We start from the raw sequence: 16,279 nt of genomic DNA, 5'->3' as shown, positions 1-16,279 counted from the left end.
GCTCCATGCGCAAGGACATCAAGGCATCTGTTGGAAAACGCCTCGGCCGGATCGAGGGCCAGGTTCGCGGCCTCTCGAAAATGGTAGAGGAAGACCGCTACTGCATCGACATCGTGACGCAGATCTCGGCGGTGCGGGCTGCGCTGCGCCGGGTCGAGGAAGAGATCTTGAAGGACCACGTCGCCCATTGCGTCGAGCATGCGATTGCGAGTGGGGACAAGGCCGATCAGCGCGAGAAGATCGCGGAGCTGATGGCGGTGATCGGGCGGGCGGAACGGTAGGGCCCGCTCTCTCCTCGCAATGACGGTGGGGACGTGCGTGCTGTTTCTCCAGCGTCGTCCTGGCGAAAGCCAGGACCCACCGCGGAAATCTATCGATTGCGCTCGGTTGCCGTACCGAACGCCGAGTCTTCGCCAAACCGATGTTTGGGGTAATGGGTCCTGGCTTTCGCCAGGACGACATCGGAACTGGGCTGCTTACGCCGCCCGCTCTCGCGCCCGTCTCCTGCGGCGCGGCCGATACATCGCGAGCCTCTTCAGCAGCGGGAAATGCGCGGAACTGCGCTCAGCAGCCTCCGCGGTCCAGGCCGCGCTCACTTGCTCAGCCGAAGCCTGCGCTTCTTCGTCAATCGCTTCAGGAACGAGCGGCGGCGCACTGATCGTTTCTGGAAACACACCGAATGAGCCCGCTACCTCCTCGAGCGGCTTTTGCTTGTCGGCCCAGTGCAAGGTTGTGTAGTCGAAGCCGTGCACGATGGTGGGTTTGACCACTTCGAAATAGGGCGAGATATCGAAGTCGCGGGGCATGTAGAGCGAGGAATCACGGATGTGCAGGATCTCGCGGCGGGCAGCGCGGCTGCCGGCCTTGGTGATCTTCGGCAGGATCGGATAGCGCACGGCATCGAAGGCCTGCGCGATCAGCGCCGAGCAGATGATCTTGGTCGGATCGCCCGAGCCGATCGCGATCATGCGCCGCCGCCAGCGCTGCGGCACCGGCAGCGGGAACAGGAAGCGCATGAGATCGATGATGTTCTTGGTGTCGTAGCCGAAGCCGATGCGGTTGATCGCGTAGCGGCAGACCGTGGTGCGGTCCTCGTAGGACAGCCCGACCGGGCGGCAGACGCGGGTGTGGTAGGGGAAATATTTCGACAGCGGTGCGGAGGTGACGCCTTCGCCGATATTGGCCTCGATCAGCACATGCGGCTCGCCGTCGGGCTCCACCGCGCCCTCGACCGGGCCGACATAGAGCGCGGCATGCGACCAGGTCGACTGTGTCAGGTATTTGATGATGCCGGAGATGCGGTTGTTGCCCTCGACCAGCATCACGTCGCCGGGCTGGATCACGCCGCGCAGGTGCTCGGGGTCGCTCGGCGTGAACGGTTCGTAGCCCGGCACCTCCTTCGAGAGGTACGCGGCAATGACCTTGCCGACTGAATCTAGGACCGTCCCCATGAACTCTCCCCGGGCCTTTCTGGCCGTCTTTTTTCCATCTGTATCATGGTCCAAACCTGTTGCAATTCGGTTCATGGCTCTGTGAGCCCCAGCACGATTGATTCACCATGATGGTTGCTGCGCAACATCAGATGCGGCAAGGTTCGCGGGCTGTTCCCGTTCGTCGCAAGTCTCCGGAAACCATGACATGACAATCACGCGCCGCAGCTTCCTCTCGGCGTCGGCTGCCCTTGCCGCAGCGCCGGTCCTGCGCGCGACGGCCGCGCCATTGCCGCGCGAGGCCGACATCGTCGTGATCGGCGCCGGTGCAGCCGGCATCGCTGCAGCGCGGCGCGTCATGGCGGCCAATCGCAAGGTCGTGGTGGTGGAGGCGTCCTCACAGATCGGCGGGCGCTGCATCACCGACAGCACCACCTTCGACGTGCCGTTCGACCGCGGCGCGCGATGGATGCACAATCCCGACACCAATCCGATGATCCGGCTCGCCCGCAGCGCCGGGCTCGATGTTTCGCCTGCGCCATCCGGCCAGAAGATGCGCATCGGCCGCCGCAATGCGCGCGCCGGCGAGACCGAGGAGTTTCTGGCGGCGCTGGTGCGCACCAATCGCGCCATCGACGAGGCCGGGCGCGGTAAGCTCGACACATCCTGCGCCTCGGTCCTGCCGAAGGACCTCGGCGATTGGGCGGGTGCCGCCGAGTTCGTCCTCGGCGCGAGCTTCGCCGGCAAGGATCTGAAGGAGCTGTCGGCCATCGACAAGGCGCGCGCGCAGGATCGCAATGCGCCGATCGCCTGCCGCCAGGGCTTGGGGACTCTGATCGCCAAGCTCGGCGAGCCGGCGCCGGTGCTGCTTTCGACGCCGGCAAGCCGTATCGTCTGGACCAATCGCGACGTCAGCGTGGAGACGCAAGCCGGCAAGATCGCCGCGCGCGCCGCCATCATCACGGTCTCGACCAGTGTGTTGACATCGGGCGCGATCAAGTTCGCGCCCGATATCCCCAAGCGCACGCTCGATGCGGCGTCAAAGCTTGGCCTTGGCAGCTACGATCACATCGTGCTGCAGCTGCCGGGAAATCCGCTCGGCCTCTCGCGCGACGACATCCTGATCGAGCAGAGCAGCTCGACCCGCACGGCGCTGATGTTTGCCAACATCGGCGGCTCCTCGTTGTGCTCGATCGATGTCGGCGGCTCGTTCGGCCGCGATCTCACGGAGCAGGGCGAGAAGGCGATGGTCGCCTTCGCCAGGGAATGGATCACGAAGCTGTTCGGCAGCGAGGCGGCTGCCGCCGTGCAGAAGACCGCGGTGACACGATGGAACGCTTCGCCTTATGTGATGGGCGCGATGTCGGCGGCCTCGCCCGGCGGCCAGCTCTCGCGCAAGGTCTTGATCGAGCCGATCGGCAACATGTTCCTCGCCGGCGAAGCCACGCATGAGACGCTGTGGGGCACCGTCGACGGCGCCTGGGAAAGCGGTGAACGCGCCGCGGATGCCGCGCTCCGCAAGATCGGCGCGCTGAAAGACGAGCCGGCCGAGGCGCCGACGCAATCGACCAAGAAGCGGCGGGCGCCGCGGTAGGTCCTGGCTTTCGCCAGGACGACACTGGAGCGAGCTACCGCAATACCCTGTCCAGCACCGGCAGCCCGGTGATCACTGCGATTGCGATCAGGGCGTAGCAGATCCTTCGGAATATCGTTTCGCTGGCGCGGCCGAACAGCGAGGCGCCGAAGGCGACGCCGGTCGCGTAGGCCGGGCCGACGATCAATGACAGCACCAGCGACTCGCGCGAGATCAGGCCGGTGGTGGCGTAGCTGATCATCGAGAAGCAATCGGAGGCGCCGAAGAACAGCACGATGTTGGCGCGCGCGACGATCGGGGCGATCGGGCGGCCGAGCCAGTAGCCGACGATCGGCGGCCCGCCGGTCTGCGCCAGCCCGCTGCAGAAGCCGGAGAGGCCACCAATACCGACCGAAAGCCAGGCGTGGTCCTTGCCGCGGTAGCGCCAGCCCGAGAGCAGCAGAAGCAGCAGCGCTGCGACGAAGCAGGAGATGATCCAGCGCGTGGTGACGGGCTCGAGCACGCTGAGGAAATAGGTGCCGACGGGCACGCCGACCAGCGCGCCCAGCACGATCACGGCGGTCGCCTTGCGATCGGCCTTTCGCCATGCGTCGGGCAGCAGCGGCGCGGCCGAGACGAAATCGATGACGAGGAGGAGCGCTGCGACCAGCCGCGGGGCCGCGACGCTGCTCGCCAGCGGCATGAAGATCAGCGCCGCGCCGAAGCCGGAGAAGCCGCGCGCGGTGCCGGAAACGAAAGCGATGGCGCAGAGCGCCATCGCGATGGTGAGGCTGACATCCTTCGGAAGAAGATCAGCAAAGGTCATCCGCGAAGAGTGCCGCCGGTCTTCTTCGTCACCTCCACCACGACCTTCGCAGCGACGGCTTCGATCTCCTGGTCGGTCAGCGTCTTCTCGCGCGGCTGGATCGTCACGGCGATGGCGATCGACTTCTTGCCGTCGTCGATGCCCTTGCCCTCGTAGACGTCGAACACGTTGACGCCGGTGATCAGCTTCTTGTCGACGCCCTGCGCGGCGCGCACGATGTCGCCCGCCTTGATCGTGCGATCGACGATGAAGGCGAAGTCGCGCGACACCGGTTGGAACGCCGACAGCTCGATCAGCGGCTTGGCGCGGGTCGGCTTCTTCTTGGCTTCGGGAATGCGGTCGAGCGTCACCTCGAACACGACGAGCGGGCCGTCGGCGCCGAGCGCCTCCAGCGCGCGCGGATGCATCTCGCCGAAAGTGCCGAGCACGTTCTGCGGTCCGATCTGGATCGTGCCGGAGCGGCCCGGATGCAGCCAGCCGGGACCGCCGGCGACGATCTGCAGCGCCTGCATCGGCGCGCCGGCCGCGGCCAGCACGGCGAGTGCGTCGGCCTTGGCATCGAACACGTCGGCCTGATCAGAACCCGACCAATGCCGCCCCGATCCTTCCGAGGAGGCGAGGCCGCGGCGCACGCCGCTCGCGGCCATGAACTGATCCTGCGGGCGATCGCCCTTGAACACCTGGCCGACCTCGAACAGCACGACGTCGCCATAACCGCGGTCGGCATTGGCCTGCGCGGCTGCGACCAAGCCCGGCAACAGGCTCGGCCGCATGTCGGAGAGGTCGGCGGCGATGGGGTTGGCGACTTCGAGCTCGCGCTGGCCGCCGCCGAACAATTGTGCTGCAGGCTTGGTGATGAACGACCACGTCACCGCCTCGACCATGCCGCGGCTCGCGAGCGCGCGCCGCGCACGGCGGGTGCGAAGCTGCAGCGGCGTCAGCACCGATTTGCGCGCGTCCTCGCCGCGCTCGAACGGCGTCATCGGCACCTTGTCGACGCCATAGATGCGCACGACTTCCTCGACGATGTCGGCCTTGCCATGCACGTCGGTGCGCCATGACGGCACCGCGACCTTCACGACCGGGCCTGCGCCCGCCATCATGAAGCCGAGATGGGTCAGGATGCGCTTCATCTCGACCTGCGGCACCTCGATGCCGGAGAGACGCTTCACCTCCGTCACAGGGAATTCGATGATGCGGTCATCGCCAAAGGTCTTGCCGACCACGACGTTCTCCGACGGCGTGCCGCCGCACAGCTCCATCACCAGCTTGGTGGCGAGCTCCAGCCCCGGCACCATGAAGGCCGGATCGACGCCGCGCTCGAAGCGATAGCGCGCATCGGAATTGATGCCGAGCTTGCGGCCGGTCTGTGCGATGTTGATCTCGTTCCACAACGCCGATTCGATCAGCACGTCGGTGGTGTTCTCGTCGCAGCCCGAAGCTTCGCCGCCCATGATGCCGGCGAGCGATTCGACGCCATGCTCGTCGGCGATCACGCAAGTTGAGGGATCGAGATTGTAGGTGCGGCCGTCGAGCGCGAGCAGCGTCTCGCCGTCGCGGGCACGGCGCACGACGAGATTGCCCTTCACCTTCTTGGCGTCGAACACATGCAGCGGGCGCGCGCGGTCGTAGGTCATGAAGTTGGTGATGTCGACCAGCGCGTTGATCGGGCGCAGCCCGATCGCAGTCAGCCGCTTCTGCAGCCATTCCGGCGACGGGCCGTTCTTGACGCCGCGCACGAGGCGCAGCGCAAAGCCCGGACACAGCGTGGCGTCCTCCACCGCGACCTTCACCGGGCACGGGAATTCGCCCTTGATCGCCTTGATGGTCGGGTCCTTGAACTTGCCCATGTCCGCGGCGGCGAGATCGCGCGCGATGCCGTGCACGCCGGTGCAGTCTTGCCGGTTCGGCGTCAGATTGATCTCGATCACGGGATCGCCGAGCGCGGCCCATTCGGCGTAACCGGCACCGATCGGCGCATCCGCCGGCAATTCCATGATGCCGTCATGGTCGTTGGAGATCTGCAGCTCGGCCGCCGAGCACAGCATGCCGCGGCTCTCGACGCCGCGGATGGTGCCGACGCCGAGCGTGATGTCCTTGCCGGGAATGTAGGTGCCGGGAGCCGAGAACACGCTGACGAGCCCGGCGCGCGCATTCGGCGCCCCGCACACGACCTGCACCGGCGCTCCACCGTCACCGGTGTCGACCATGCAGACGCGCAGGCGATCCGCATTCGGATGCTGCTCGGCCGAGATCACCTTCGCAATGGTGAACGGCTTCAGCGCCTTCGCCTTGTCCTCGATGTTCTCGACCTCGAGCCCGATCATGGTGAGCTTGTCGGCCAGCTTTTCGAGCGGCTCGTCGGTGTCGAGATGATCCTTCAGCCAGGAGAGGGTGAATTTCATGGCTGCTTTTTCTCCACGGAGACGGTCTGCTCCCTCTCCCGCTTGCGGGGGAGGGTTGGGGTGGGGGTTCTCTCCGCGACGGTGGTCGCGATTGTTTCGAGAACGCCGCCACGATTGGTCATGACGTCAAGATTGCTGAAGCGGAGCACCTTGAAGCCCATCGCTTCGATCGCTGCAGAGCGAAGCGTATCCGCGCGCTCGCCTTCATTCGAGAAGTGTTGGCCGCCATCGAGCTCGATGACGAGCTTGGCGGCATGGCAGATAAAATCGGCGACGTAGCGCTCGATCGGCACCTGGCGACGAAAGCTCGCGCCGTTTAGTCTACCGGCGCGCAATTCGGACCAGAGGATTCGTTCGGCATCGGTCGAACTGCGCCTGAGTGCGCGTGCGTTGGCCCGTAGCTTGGTCGATACTTTCCAGTCCGGATGCTTGGGATCGACCATCGGCAGCCCCATTGCGGAGGAACCCTCTCCCCAACCCTCCCCCGCAAGCGGGGGAGGGAGTTCGACCTGTCGAGCGGACAGAGGATGCGTGCCCACAAGATGGATGCCACGTGCACGCTCTATCCATTCCCTCCCCCGCTTGCGGGGGAGGGAATGGGAGAGGGTTGTCTCCGCAGAGGGAACGGGGAGAGTCTTCGTGTGGGCGAACATGAGCATCACGAGCTCAGTCCTCCCGCGAGCGTCGGCACTTCGAGCGGCTTGAAGCCGTAATGGTTGAGCCAGCGGACGTCGCTGTCGAACAGTTGGCGCAGATCGGCGATGCCGTATTTCAGCATGGCGATGCGGTCGATGCCCATGCCCCAGGCAAAGCCCTGGTACTCGTCGGGATCGATGCCGCAGGCGCGCAGCACGTTCGGATGCACCATGCCGCAGCCGAGAATCTCCAGCCAGTCCTCGCCCTCGCCGAAGCGGATCTCGCCCTTGTCGCGGCGGCACTGGATGTCGACTTCCAGCGACGGCTCGGTGAACGGGAAGAACGACGGCCGGAAGCGCATGTTGATGTGGTCGACCTCGAAGAACGCCTTGCAGAACTCGTGCAGGATCCATTTGAGGTGGCCGAGATGCGAATGCTTGTCGATGACGAGGCCTTCGACCTGGTGGAATTGCGGCGTGTGGGTCGCATCCGAATCGATGCGGTAGGTGCGGCCCGGGCAGATCACGCGGATCGGCGGCTTCTGGCTCAGCATGGTGCGCACCTGCACCGGCGAGGTGTGGGTGCGCAACAGCATGCGCGAGCCGTCCTCCTTCGGATGGAAGAAGAACGTGTCGTGCATCTCGCGCGCGGGATGGCCTTCCGGAAAGTTCAGCTTGGTGAAGTTGTAGTCGTCGGTCTCGATGTCGGGACCTTCGGCGACCGAGAATCCCATGTCGGCGAAGATCGTGGTCAGCTCGTCCCAGACCTGGCTCAGCGGATGAATGCGGCCGGCTTCTGCCTGCGCATCGCGCAGCGGCAGGGTGACGTCGACGGTTTCCGACGCGAGCCGCGCATCGAGCGCCGCCGACTTCAGCACGTCGCGCCGTGCGGCGAGCGCCTCGGTGACCTTGTCCTTGGCCTGGTTGATCGCCGCACCTTGCGTCTTGCGCTCGTCGGGCGACATCTTGCCGAGCGTGGCAAGCAGCGCCGAGATCGAGCCCTTCTTGCCAAGGGCTGCGACGCGCACCGCTTCGAGCGCGGCTTCATCGCCAGCGGCGGCGATCTGGTCGAGGATGGATGTTTCGAGCGTTGCGAGGTCGGACACAGTCAAATCCTTGCTGCCAAATTCGGCTGGGTTGTCGCCGCCAGAAGGGCGTAACGTCAAGCAAAAAGCCGGCTATTTCGGGCTCTGAACGGCTGGGTTGAACCTCGCGCGTGGGCCAGGCACCAAGGGAGGATTAAGAGGAGACCTCTGTGATGCTTTCGAAATCCGTTCTTGCTGCTCATCTGGCCGTCCTGGCCATCGTCCTGCCGGCCGCAGCCACCCCGGCGCGCGCGATGGTTTGCATGGACAAATCCATGACCCTGGACGAGGTCGTCGACACCATCAGCACCCAGAAGGGCTGCGAAAGCGCGATGAAGGTCTTCAGGGATTGCGAGCTGACCGCGAGCGGCGACGTCCAGCTCGGCGCCGCCGTCGAAAAGAAATGCGAGGCGGACTTCAAGCCCGGCCTCAGCGCCGCGCAGACACAGGCCTACAAGCGCGAAATGCACGCGTGCGACATCAAGTACCGGAACAAGTCCGGCACCATGTATCTCTCGTTCACGGCATTCTGCCGGGCGGAGGTCGCCCAGCGTTACTCGCAACGCGCGCTGAAGGCTGCGGGCCAGCAGGCCCGCTAACAAAAGCCTTAGGCGGCGAGCGCGGCTTTGGCCTTCTCGGCGATCGCCTGGAACGACGCGGGCTCGTGGATCGCGAGATCCGACAGCACCTTGCGGTCCACGGTGATGCCCGACTTGGCGAGACCGTCGATAAATCGGCTGTAGGTCAGGCCGAACGGACGAACGGCAGCGTTGAGACGCTGGATCCACAGCGCGCGGAAGGTGCGCTTCTTACGCTTGCGGTCACGGAAGGCGTATTGCTGGGCCTTCTCCACGGCCGGCTTGGCGGCGCGGATGGTGTTCTTGCGGCGGCCGTAGAAACCCTTGGCGGCCTTGTAGACTTTCTTGTGCTTGGCGTGGGCGGTCACACCGCGTTTGACGCGAGCCATGACGAATATCCTTCAGAGATGACTTGATTTCGGATCGCCGCGAAAGGCGCGGCGGAGCTGGCAATGATCGTGGACGCGATCAGGCGTTCGGCAAGAAGTACTTCTTGACGTTGTCGCCGTCGGTCTTGAACAGCACAGCGGTGCCGCGAAGCTGACGGATCTGCTTCTTCGTCCGCTTGATCATGCCGTGACGCTTGCTGCGATGGGCGAACATCACTTTGCCGGTGGCAGTCACCTTGAAGCGCTTTTTAGCGCCCGATTTGGTCTTCAGCTTGGGCATTTGGCTCTCCTAATGGCCAAAGAACACCGCCCGCGAAGGCGGCCTGGCCGTCAAAAATGCTCGTTAGAGCGTTGATTGTGCTCAGGTTTTAGCGAACAAGCGCGAAACCCGCACGAAACACCGCCACGGCAGCCCTTAATCAGCCGGGCGATGAAGGCTGGGCTTATGACAGAGGATCGGCCAATTGGCAACGATGAACCGGCGAAACCTGCCCGCCGACTATTGGGAGTTGCCACCCCATCGTCCACGCCGTCCCGTCCGGAGCAGGACCAAAATGGCCCATCTTTCCCAATCGATCTTGTCTGTTGTCGCGCGCCCGCGTCATCTGGCGCTGTTCGCCGTGCTTGCCGCGGCCGCGATCCCGTCGACCGCTGATGCCCGAATCGCCAGCTATGACGGCATCTGGAACGTCACCTTCGCTACCACCCGCGGCAATTGCAGCTCGGGCTACAGCGTCCCCTTCACCGTCACCGGCAGCCGGGTGTCGTCTGCCGGCGGCGGCCGGGTGTCCGGCACGGTCAATCGTGGCGGAGCCGTCGCGGTCCAGGTCTCGGTCGGCGCCTCCCATGCCAGCGGCGGCGGCCGGCTCGGCGGCGCGGCAGGTGCCGGCTCCTGGCGCGGCATCATCTCCGGTGACCAGTGCAGCGGCACCTGGCAGGCGACACGGACCTAGTTGCCGAGCGCTCGATGCGCTCCCTCCCTCGCTCTTGTCCGCCGAAGCCTCTTGGCGAAGGCGGATGCGGGGGACCGAGGACCCCCAAGAGGTGAAAGCCCTCACCCGCTGCGCTATGCGGACCTTTCCCGCCAGCGGGAGAGGTGCAGTACAGTTCGTGGCGGCAGCTTCGACAAGGTCCGCAAAACAAAACGGCCCGCCGGAGATCCGGACGGGCCGTTGAAACTTCAGCTGTAACGAGCCAGCGTCAGCGCGGCGCCAGCACCATGACGACCTGGCGGCCCTCGAACCGGGCGTCCTGCTCGACCTTGGCGAGCTCGGCGACGTCGGTCTTGATCTTGTCCAGCAACTTGGTGCCGATCTCCTGGTGCGCCATTTCGCGGCCGCGATAGCGCAGGGTGATCTTGACCTTGTCGCCCTCTTCGAAGAACCGCAGCATCGCGCGCATCTTCACGTCGTAGTCGTGATCGTCGATCATCGGGCGGAGCTTGATCTCCTTGATCTCGACGGTCTTCTGACGCTTGCGGGCTTCGGCGGCTTTCTTCTGGGCGGAATACTTATACTTCCCGTAGTCCATGATCTTGCAGACGGGAGGGCTGACATTTGGCGAAATCTCGACCAGATCCATGCCGGCTTCCTGGGCCATCTTGATGGCAAGCATCGTCTCGACGGTGCCTTTGTTGTCACCGGTCTGATCGATCAGCTGGATCTGCGCATTGCGAATATCATCATTGATGCGCGGCCCGTCTTTGGCGGCAGGGGCCGGGGCTCTATTGGGACGGCGAATGGGTGGTTCTCCAAAGTTGTGAAAGGAAGCGGCTACTTTGCAGGAAGATGCGTTTGCCGGCAAGCAAGTCGCTCCTGCGGGGAGTGAAAAACCCTCAAATGCGAGGCATTTTGGTCACGCCCGTCGGCACGGTGCTCGACATAGACACCTTGCCCCTGTTCCGCAAGCGTCCCAAAGGGACAATACCAATATAGGGTTGCGTGACGGAGCGCGTCCGACCAGCTCAAACCGCATAGCCAGAGTAAACGTTCCATGACCTCAGCAATTCCCGATGTCGTGCTCGACTTCATCGATGTGGGCGAGGGCCCGTCAGCGCGCCGGATCGCAGTGCGCCGCCGGGCCGGCCAAGGACCAGGCCTGGTCTGGCTCGGCGGCTTCAAGTCGGACATGCAGGGTGGCAAGGCGGTGGCGCTGGATGGCTGGGCCGCAGAGCACGGCCGTGCCGCAGTCCGGTTCGATTATTCCGGCCATGGTGAATCCAGCGGCGATTTCGCCGATGGAACCATCGGAAGCTGGCTCGAGGACAGCGTTGCGGTGTTCGAGCGGTTCTGCACCGGTCCTCAAGTGTTGATCGGTTCCTCCATGGGCGGCTGGATGGCGCTATTGCTCGCGCGCGAGATCAGGAAGCGTTCGGGGAAGGCGTCACTCGCTGGTCTCGTGCTGATCGCGCCGGCGCCCGACTTCACGGAAGAGCTGATGTGGAAGACCTTTTCGCCCGAGGTGAAGAAAGAGATCGAGACCAAGGGTTTTTGGCTCAGGCCATCCGAATATGGGGACGGCTCGCCCTATCCGATCACGCGCAAGCTGATCGAAGAGGGACGCAACCATCTCGTGCTCGGCAGCGCCATCGATCTCGGCTGTCCCGTCCGCATTCTGCAAGGTGCGCAGGATCCGGACGTTCCCTGGCAGCACGCGTTCGCGTTGACACACCGCTTGCCGGCCGACGACGTCGTGCTCACCATGATCCAGGACGGCGATCACCGCCTCTCACGCCCGCAGGACATCGCGCGCATTCTTGCCGCGGTGGCCGAGATCGGGTGACCGAGCTGCTCTCTCCCGCAAGGGGAGCGGGCACAACAACAAGCAATGGGAGGCGTTCCAATGACCACCACAGCCATGCTGCGCGCCTTCTGTGATGCCGTCGAACGGCGCAACGGTCGCGCCTTCGCAGACCTGTTCACCGAGGACGGCATCTATCACGACGTATTCTACGGCGCGTTCGAAGGCCGCGAGAAGATCGCCGCGATGATCGACGACTGGTTCTATCGCACGGCGACCGATTTCCGCTGGGACATGCATGACCCCGTCACCGACGGCACCACGCTCTATGCGCGCTATACCTTCAGCTATCGCTCGACTCTGCCCGAAGCAGCCGGTGCGCGGGCGATGTTCGAGGGCGTGGCCATCATGACGCTGCGTGATGGCAGGATCGTGAGCTATCACGAGGTCGCCAATACAGCGCCGGCATTCGTCGATCTGAAATTTGCGCCGGAGCGGATCGCGAAGATCGCCGCCAGGCAGGGCGCGGAGCTGAAGGCGCGGCCGGAGATGAAGCGGCATTTGGCGTAGTTCCCTCCCCCCGTCATTCCGGGGCGAAGCGGAGCATCGAACTATGGTGCGCAGTTGCGCACCCGAGAACCTCGAGATTCCGGGTTCAGCCCTCTGGGCTGCCCCGGAATGACGGCGGAGAAATTACGGCGGCGGCGGCTTCGCCATCGGCTTGCGCTGCGCGAGTGCAGCGACCGTGGCCGTGCCGATCTGGCCCTGCTCGTCGTAGAGCCAGCATTCGCCGATCGCGACGCCGTCGGTGGCCTGGTGGTTCACCACGTCGAAGCCGATCCAGTTCGTTACCGGCAGCCGGTGCAGATAAATCGTCACATCGCTGTTGATGTAGCCGAGCCCCTTGTCGCCGGCATTGGCAAAAGGGCTCGCGAAGTCGGCACCGACAGCGACATGGACGAACGGCGTCATCCGCACCCCCGCCACGAGCTCGCGCACCTCGCTCATCCACAGCCGGCGCGGCCCGAGCGAGCCCATATGGCCGACGATCGGGCGCGTCGTCCATTTGCCGTTCATGCCGAGCCTGGGGTCGGTGGGCTTTGGAATGTCTGATGGCTTGGGCACATCCCAGTTCGGCGGCGACCAGACATTGCCGTCGGGGTTTTGCGTCCGCCGCAACAGCTGGCATGAGGCGCGCGCCATGCTGACGCCGCCGGAAAAGAATTCGGCCTCCACGACGCGGATGCGCAGGCCGTCGCGCACCAGCCGCGTCGTCACCTCGATCGGCTTGTCGATGGTCGGCAGCCGAAACATGTCGGCGGTCAGCCGTGCCGGCACGTAGTCGGGGCCGGAATGGCGCTCCTCGATGACGAAGCCGAGCAGGCCGATGATGACGCGTCCGTGCAGCGATTTCGGATCCCAGGGACCGTTGGCCACTTCCGTCGGATGGAATGTATCGCCGTCGCGGGTGAAGAAAGGGATGTTTGTTGTCATGGCGCGCGACTTTGCGGGAATGGGTGGGGAAATCAAGGGTGGCGAGGCGCGCGCAACGTAGCCACAAAAACGGTTTCATAATCCGCGAAAGCGGGTGATCCAGCACTCCGAGGCAGCAGTGATTGGGTCGAGAGGCAGCGGCGTACTGGATTCCCCGCTTTGACACCGAGGGTCAGGAGGCGGTTTGCCACTCCTCACGAACGCATTCATCGCGCTCGCTGCCGATCGTCGCTTCTTTCATCGCCGCAAACTCTTTCGGCGCCACCAACTGCCCCAATGCCCACACCGCAGCCCCACGCACCAGCGGACTCGCATCATCCAGCAATCGCCGCGCCTCTTCCGCCAGCGCTGCGTCACCCGAGTTGCCGATCGCAATCAGCACATTCCGCAAGAAGCGGTCGCGGCCGATCCGCTTCACCGGTGATTTCGTGAACAGCGCGCGGAACGCGGCATCGTCGAGTCGCGATAACTCCACAAGGCCAGGCGCACGCAATTCATCACGCGCGGCAAGCTTGGCTTCACGTCCCTCCTGCGCAAACTTGTTCCACGGGCATGCCGCGAGGCAATCATCGCAGCCATAGATGCGGTTGCCGATGGCCTTGCGGAACTCCTGCGGAATCGGTCCCTTGTTCTCGATGGTGAGATAGGAGATGCAGCGCCGCGCATCGAGCCTGTAGGGCGCAGGGAATGCCGATGTCGGGCAGATGTCGAGACAGGCCCGGCACGAGCCGCAATGATCGATCTCGGCATCATCGCGCGGCAAGTCGAGCGTGGTGTAGATCGCGCCGAGAAACAGCCACGAGCCGAATTCGCGCGAGACCAGATTGGTGTGCTTGCCCTGCCAGCCGAGATGCGCGGCCTGCGCCAGCGGCTTCTCCATCACCGCCGCGGTGTCGACGAACACCTTGACCTCCGAGGGCGCGGTCGCGACCAGCCAGCGCGCCAATGACTTCAGCCGCTTCTTGATGAGGTCGTGATAGTCGTCGCCCTGCGCATAGACCGAGATCGCCGCGCGCGTGCGCTCTTTCAGGATCGCGAGGGGATCCTGATCGGGGCCGTAATTGACGCCGAGCATGATCACCGAGCGCACGTCCTGCCACAGGCCGCGCGGATCGACGCGGCGCTCCGGCTGGCTCGCGAGCCAGTCCATGTCGCCATGACCGCCGGATGCGATGAATTCGAGGAAATGCTTTCCGGCGTTTTCGATCGTGCCTGGCGCTGTGATCCCGATGCAGTCGAAGCCGAGCGTGCGGGCTTGCTCGTCGAGTGCAGCACGCAGCTCATCAGTGTCAGAGCCAGATTTGATCACAGATGCATCCACATTCGTCATGGCCGGGCTAGTCCCGGCCATCCACGTCTTTGCGGCGCATTCCCATAAGCTGGAAGAACGTGGATGCCCGGGACAAGCCCGGGCACGACGATCTTCATCAGAAATCCAGGTCCACGTAGGTCCGCGACGCCGGCACGCCCGCCAGCCATTCGCTCAGCAGCGGGCGGAACGACGGGCGGGATTTCACCCGCGCGTACCACGCCTTTGCTGCGTCGTCCTCGCTCCATGGCACGTCGCCCAGATAGTCGATCGCCGAGAGATGCGCCGCGGCGGCGAGATCCGCGTAAGTGGGCCGGTCGCCGGCGAGGAAGTTACGCGTCTGCGCCAGCCAGCCGATATAGGCGAGATGATAGCGCACGTTGGCCTTGGCGGCGCGCATCACGTCGGGCGACGGGGGGCCGCCGCCATTGTCCTCGCTCATGAAGCGCTTGTAGATGCGCTCGGTGACGAGCGGATGGGAGACTTCTTCGAAGAACTTTTCGTTGAACCAGGCCATCAGCCGGCGCACCTCGACGCGTTCGGCGATCGTCTCCGGCATCAGGCGCTTGGGGCCCATCTCGGCGCCATAGGCCTCGTCGATATATTCGGAGATGATGGCCGCGCCCGGAATCGGCGGCTGTTCGTCGTCCACCAGGACAGGCGTCGTGCCGGCCGCGTTGAGCAGCAGAAACGCCTCGCGCCGTTCCCAGCTGCGCTCTTCGACCAGCTTCAGTTCGAGCCCGTATTCGCCCGCGATCAGGCGGATGAAGCGCGAATGCGGACAGAACGGATGATGAAACAGCGTAAACATGAAGCCTTTGACTATTTGATGGTGCTTAAGAATCCATCAATGTTTGTGCGGCGCCACACTAGTCCTTCAAAACCGCGAGACAACCCGTGATTTCGCATTTAGCGATTGCGGCATGGGGACGAATAGGCGAGAAGAGCCCCGCTTTTCCAGCCGAAATGGACCGTAAATATGTCAGATGCAATACGGGCAGTGATCCTCGGCATCATCGAGGGTGTGACCGAGTTCCTTCCCGTTTCCTCGACCGGCCACCTGCTGCTTGCGGAGCGTTTCTTCGGCCTCGGCGAGGGTGCTTTCTGGGATTCGTTTACGGTTCTGATCCAGTTGGGTGCGATTCTCGCGATCGTCGGGCTGTATTTCAAGAAGCTGTGGGACGTCGCGATCGGCATGTTCACGGGCGACGCCTATGCGCGCCGCTTCGTGATCGGTGTGCTGGTCGCGTTCCTGCCCGCTGTCGTCGTCGGCCTGGTTGCCGGCAAATACATCAAGAGCGTGCTGTTCAATCCCTGGGTCGTCTGCTTCACGCTGATCGTCGGCGGCGCCATCCTGCTCTGGGTCGACAGGCTCGATCTCAAGCCGCGCGAGCATGACGCCACCAAGTTTCCGCTGCTGATGTATCTCTATATCGGCATCGCCCAGTGCGTCGCTATGATCCCGGGTGTGTCGCGTTCCGGGGCCAGTATCGTCGCTGCGATGCTTCTGGGCGCCGACAAGCGGGCGGCGGCGGAGTTCTCGTTCTTCCTCGCCATCCCCACCATGATCGGCGCGTTCGCCTATGATTTCTACAAGAACCGCTCCGAGATGACGATGGACCACATGGGCATCGTCGCGATCGGTTTCGTGGTGTCGTTCATCACCGCGGTCATCGTGGTGAAGGCGTTCCTCGGCTACGTCACTCGCCACGGTTTCGTGGTGTTTGCTTGGTGGCGCGTCATCGTCGGCACGCTCGGCCTGATCGCGCTGGCGCTCGGCCGTTAACCTTTGCGAGCGCGCCTCAACGCAATATCA

Annotated in this window: 18 protein-coding genes; 7 read left to right on the top strand and 11 right to left on the bottom strand. The window is 64.3% G+C overall.

Features of this window, described 5'->3' with window-relative positions:
* Positions 1 to 5: 5 nt before the first annotated feature.
* On the top strand, positions 6 to 281 hold the full coding sequence (locus tag ACWAT4_RS00740) for a metal-sensitive transcriptional regulator (protein ID WP_024338640.1): 276 nt from the start codon (positions 6 to 8) through the stop codon (positions 279 to 281).
* A 195-nt stretch (positions 282 to 476) separates the two neighbouring features.
* Here ACWAT4_RS00740 and ACWAT4_RS00735 read toward each other — a convergent pair whose 3' ends face one another.
* Complete coding sequence (locus tag ACWAT4_RS00735) at positions 477 to 1,451, bottom strand: YiiX/YebB-like N1pC/P60 family cysteine hydrolase (RefSeq protein WP_449729594.1); 975 nt, start codon at positions 1,449 to 1,451, stop codon at positions 477 to 479.
* Positions 1,452 to 1,638: 187 nt separating this feature from the next.
* On the opposite strand from ACWAT4_RS00735, the gene ACWAT4_RS00730 reads away from it, so the two are divergent.
* Positions 1,639 to 3,024, top strand: coding sequence for a flavin monoamine oxidase family protein (locus ACWAT4_RS00730; RefSeq protein WP_449729593.1), 1,386 nt, complete (start codon positions 1,639 to 1,641; stop codon positions 3,022 to 3,024).
* A gap of 34 nt (positions 3,025 to 3,058) precedes the next feature.
* On the opposite strand, the gene ACWAT4_RS00725 is transcribed toward ACWAT4_RS00730, so the two are convergent.
* The 4 genes from ACWAT4_RS00725 to pheS all read right to left on the bottom strand — a co-directional run bounded on the left by ACWAT4_RS00725 (position 3,059) and on the right by pheS (position 7,975).
* A complete protein-coding gene (locus ACWAT4_RS00725; protein ID WP_212424200.1) occupies positions 3,059 to 3,829 on the bottom strand; it encodes a sulfite exporter TauE/SafE family protein in 771 nt (256 codons plus the stop codon).
* Positions 3,826 to 6,234, bottom strand: a complete 2,409-nt coding sequence (gene pheT / locus ACWAT4_RS00720; protein WP_449729592.1) for a phenylalanine--tRNA ligase subunit beta — start codon at positions 6,232 to 6,234, stop codon at positions 3,826 to 3,828. The genes ACWAT4_RS00725 and pheT overlap by 4 nt, the downstream gene beginning before the upstream one ends.
* Positions 6,231 to 6,677 carry an endonuclease domain-containing protein gene (locus tag ACWAT4_RS00715; protein ID WP_249154140.1) on the bottom strand — a complete coding sequence of 149 codons (447 nt, stop codon included), beginning with the start codon at positions 6,675 to 6,677 and terminating at the stop codon, positions 6,231 to 6,233. Before ACWAT4_RS00715 ends, pheT begins: the two co-directional genes overlap by 4 nt.
* A gap of 215 nt (positions 6,678 to 6,892) precedes the next feature.
* Positions 6,893 to 7,975, bottom strand: coding sequence for a phenylalanine--tRNA ligase subunit alpha (gene pheS, locus ACWAT4_RS00710; protein WP_212424203.1), 1,083 nt, complete (start codon positions 7,973 to 7,975; stop codon positions 6,893 to 6,895).
* A 152-nt stretch (positions 7,976 to 8,127) separates the two neighbouring features.
* Between pheS and ACWAT4_RS00705 the strand changes: the two genes are divergently transcribed.
* The gene (locus ACWAT4_RS00705) at positions 8,128 to 8,553 is read left to right on the top strand and encodes a hypothetical protein (protein WP_449729591.1); all 426 of its coding nucleotides are present in this window, start codon (positions 8,128 to 8,130) and stop codon (positions 8,551 to 8,553) included.
* 8 nt (positions 8,554 to 8,561) lie between these two features.
* Here ACWAT4_RS00705 and rplT read toward each other — a convergent pair whose 3' ends face one another.
* Together rplT and rpmI are read right to left on the bottom strand one after the other, a co-directional pair.
* On the bottom strand, positions 8,562 to 8,921 hold the full coding sequence (gene rplT, locus ACWAT4_RS00700; RefSeq protein ID WP_212301949.1) for a 50S ribosomal protein L20: 360 nt from the start codon (positions 8,919 to 8,921) through the stop codon (positions 8,562 to 8,564).
* A gap of 79 nt (positions 8,922 to 9,000) precedes the next feature.
* Positions 9,001 to 9,201 (bottom strand): 50S ribosomal protein L35, encoded by a 201-nt coding sequence (gene rpmI, locus ACWAT4_RS00695; RefSeq protein WP_007598540.1) that lies wholly within the window; start codon positions 9,199 to 9,201, stop codon positions 9,001 to 9,003.
* A 274-nt stretch (positions 9,202 to 9,475) separates the two neighbouring features.
* On the opposite strand from rpmI, the gene ACWAT4_RS00690 reads away from it, so the two are divergent.
* Positions 9,476 to 9,874: a hypothetical protein gene (locus ACWAT4_RS00690; RefSeq protein ID WP_212301950.1), complete on the top strand. Its 399-nt coding sequence runs from the start codon at positions 9,476 to 9,478 to the stop codon at positions 9,872 to 9,874.
* 247 nt (positions 9,875 to 10,121) lie between these two features.
* Here ACWAT4_RS00690 and infC read toward each other — a convergent pair whose 3' ends face one another.
* The gene (infC, locus tag ACWAT4_RS00685) at positions 10,122 to 10,661 is read right to left on the bottom strand and encodes a translation initiation factor IF-3 (protein WP_148778009.1); all 540 of its coding nucleotides are present in this window, start codon (positions 10,659 to 10,661) and stop codon (positions 10,122 to 10,124) included.
* 252 nt (positions 10,662 to 10,913) lie between these two features.
* Here infC and ACWAT4_RS00680 point away from each other — a divergent pair, with 252 nt between their 5' ends.
* Together ACWAT4_RS00680 and ACWAT4_RS00675 are read left to right on the top strand one after the other, a co-directional pair.
* A complete protein-coding gene (locus tag ACWAT4_RS00680; RefSeq protein ID WP_212424204.1) occupies positions 10,914 to 11,702 on the top strand; it encodes an alpha/beta hydrolase in 789 nt (262 codons plus the stop codon).
* 60 nt (positions 11,703 to 11,762) lie between these two features.
* Positions 11,763 to 12,230, top strand: coding sequence for a nuclear transport factor 2 family protein (locus tag ACWAT4_RS00675; RefSeq protein ID WP_212424205.1), 468 nt, complete (start codon positions 11,763 to 11,765; stop codon positions 12,228 to 12,230).
* 123 nt (positions 12,231 to 12,353) lie between these two features.
* On the opposite strand, the gene ACWAT4_RS00670 is transcribed toward ACWAT4_RS00675, so the two are convergent.
* From ACWAT4_RS00670 to ACWAT4_RS00660, 3 genes are all read right to left on the bottom strand, one after another.
* Positions 12,354 to 13,154, bottom strand: coding sequence for an acyl-CoA thioesterase domain-containing protein (locus ACWAT4_RS00670; RefSeq protein WP_212301953.1), 801 nt, complete (start codon positions 13,152 to 13,154; stop codon positions 12,354 to 12,356).
* 172 nt (positions 13,155 to 13,326) lie between these two features.
* Positions 13,327 to 14,463, bottom strand: a complete 1,137-nt coding sequence (gene queG / locus ACWAT4_RS00665; RefSeq protein WP_433995289.1) for a tRNA epoxyqueuosine(34) reductase QueG — start codon at positions 14,461 to 14,463, stop codon at positions 13,327 to 13,329.
* A gap of 118 nt (positions 14,464 to 14,581) precedes the next feature.
* Positions 14,582 to 15,274 (bottom strand): glutathione S-transferase family protein, encoded by a 693-nt coding sequence (locus ACWAT4_RS00660; protein ID WP_212301955.1) that lies wholly within the window; start codon positions 15,272 to 15,274, stop codon positions 14,582 to 14,584.
* Between the two features lie 168 nt (positions 15,275 to 15,442).
* Here ACWAT4_RS00660 and ACWAT4_RS00655 point away from each other — a divergent pair, with 168 nt between their 5' ends.
* On the top strand, positions 15,443 to 16,249 hold the full coding sequence (locus ACWAT4_RS00655) for an undecaprenyl-diphosphate phosphatase (protein WP_212424207.1): 807 nt from the start codon (positions 15,443 to 15,445) through the stop codon (positions 16,247 to 16,249).
* The last annotated feature ends 30 nt before the right edge of the window (positions 16,250 to 16,279 follow it).

The sequence above is a fragment of the Bradyrhizobium sp. T-1 genome (assembly GCF_053592855.1).
Note: the sequence above shows the minus strand (reverse complement) of the source record. Positions and strands in the feature narration are given on the sequence as shown.

Bases quoted from the DNA above. Each gene is read 5' to 3' on its own strand.
- ACWAT4_RS00740 (WP_024338640.1), top strand. From the start codon at position 6: ATGCGCAAGGACATCAAGGCATCTGTTGGAAAACGCCTCGGCCGGATC.
- ACWAT4_RS00735 (WP_449729594.1), bottom strand. From the start codon at position 1,451: ATGGGGACGGTCCTAGATTCAGTCGGCAAGGTCATTGCCGCGTACCTC.
- ACWAT4_RS00730 (WP_449729593.1), top strand. From the start codon at position 1,639: ATGACAATCACGCGCCGCAGCTTCCTCTCGGCGTCGGCTGCCCTTGCC.
- ACWAT4_RS00725 (WP_212424200.1), bottom strand. From the start codon at position 3,829: ATGACCTTTGCTGATCTTCTTCCGAAGGATGTCAGCCTCACCATCGCG.
- pheT (WP_449729592.1), bottom strand. From the start codon at position 6,234: ATGAAATTCACCCTCTCCTGGCTGAAGGATCATCTCGACACCGACGAG.
- ACWAT4_RS00715 (WP_249154140.1), bottom strand. From the start codon at position 6,677: ATGGTCGATCCCAAGCATCCGGACTGGAAAGTATCGACCAAGCTACGG.
- ACWAT4_RS00705 (WP_449729591.1), top strand. From the start codon at position 8,128: ATGCTTTCGAAATCCGTTCTTGCTGCTCATCTGGCCGTCCTGGCCATC.
- rplT (WP_212301949.1), bottom strand. From the start codon at position 8,921: ATGGCTCGCGTCAAACGCGGTGTGACCGCCCACGCCAAGCACAAGAAA.
- rpmI (WP_007598540.1), bottom strand. From the start codon at position 9,201: ATGCCCAAGCTGAAGACCAAATCGGGCGCTAAAAAGCGCTTCAAGGTG.
- ACWAT4_RS00690 (WP_212301950.1), top strand. From the start codon at position 9,476: ATGGCCCATCTTTCCCAATCGATCTTGTCTGTTGTCGCGCGCCCGCGT.
- ACWAT4_RS00680 (WP_212424204.1), top strand. From the start codon at position 10,914: ATGACCTCAGCAATTCCCGATGTCGTGCTCGACTTCATCGATGTGGGC.
- ACWAT4_RS00675 (WP_212424205.1), top strand. From the start codon at position 11,763: ATGACCACCACAGCCATGCTGCGCGCCTTCTGTGATGCCGTCGAACGG.
- ACWAT4_RS00670 (WP_212301953.1), bottom strand. From the start codon at position 13,154: ATGACAACAAACATCCCTTTCTTCACCCGCGACGGCGATACATTCCAT.
- ACWAT4_RS00660 (WP_212301955.1), bottom strand. From the start codon at position 15,274: ATGTTTACGCTGTTTCATCATCCGTTCTGTCCGCATTCGCGCTTCATC.
- ACWAT4_RS00655 (WP_212424207.1), top strand. From the start codon at position 15,443: ATGTCAGATGCAATACGGGCAGTGATCCTCGGCATCATCGAGGGTGTG.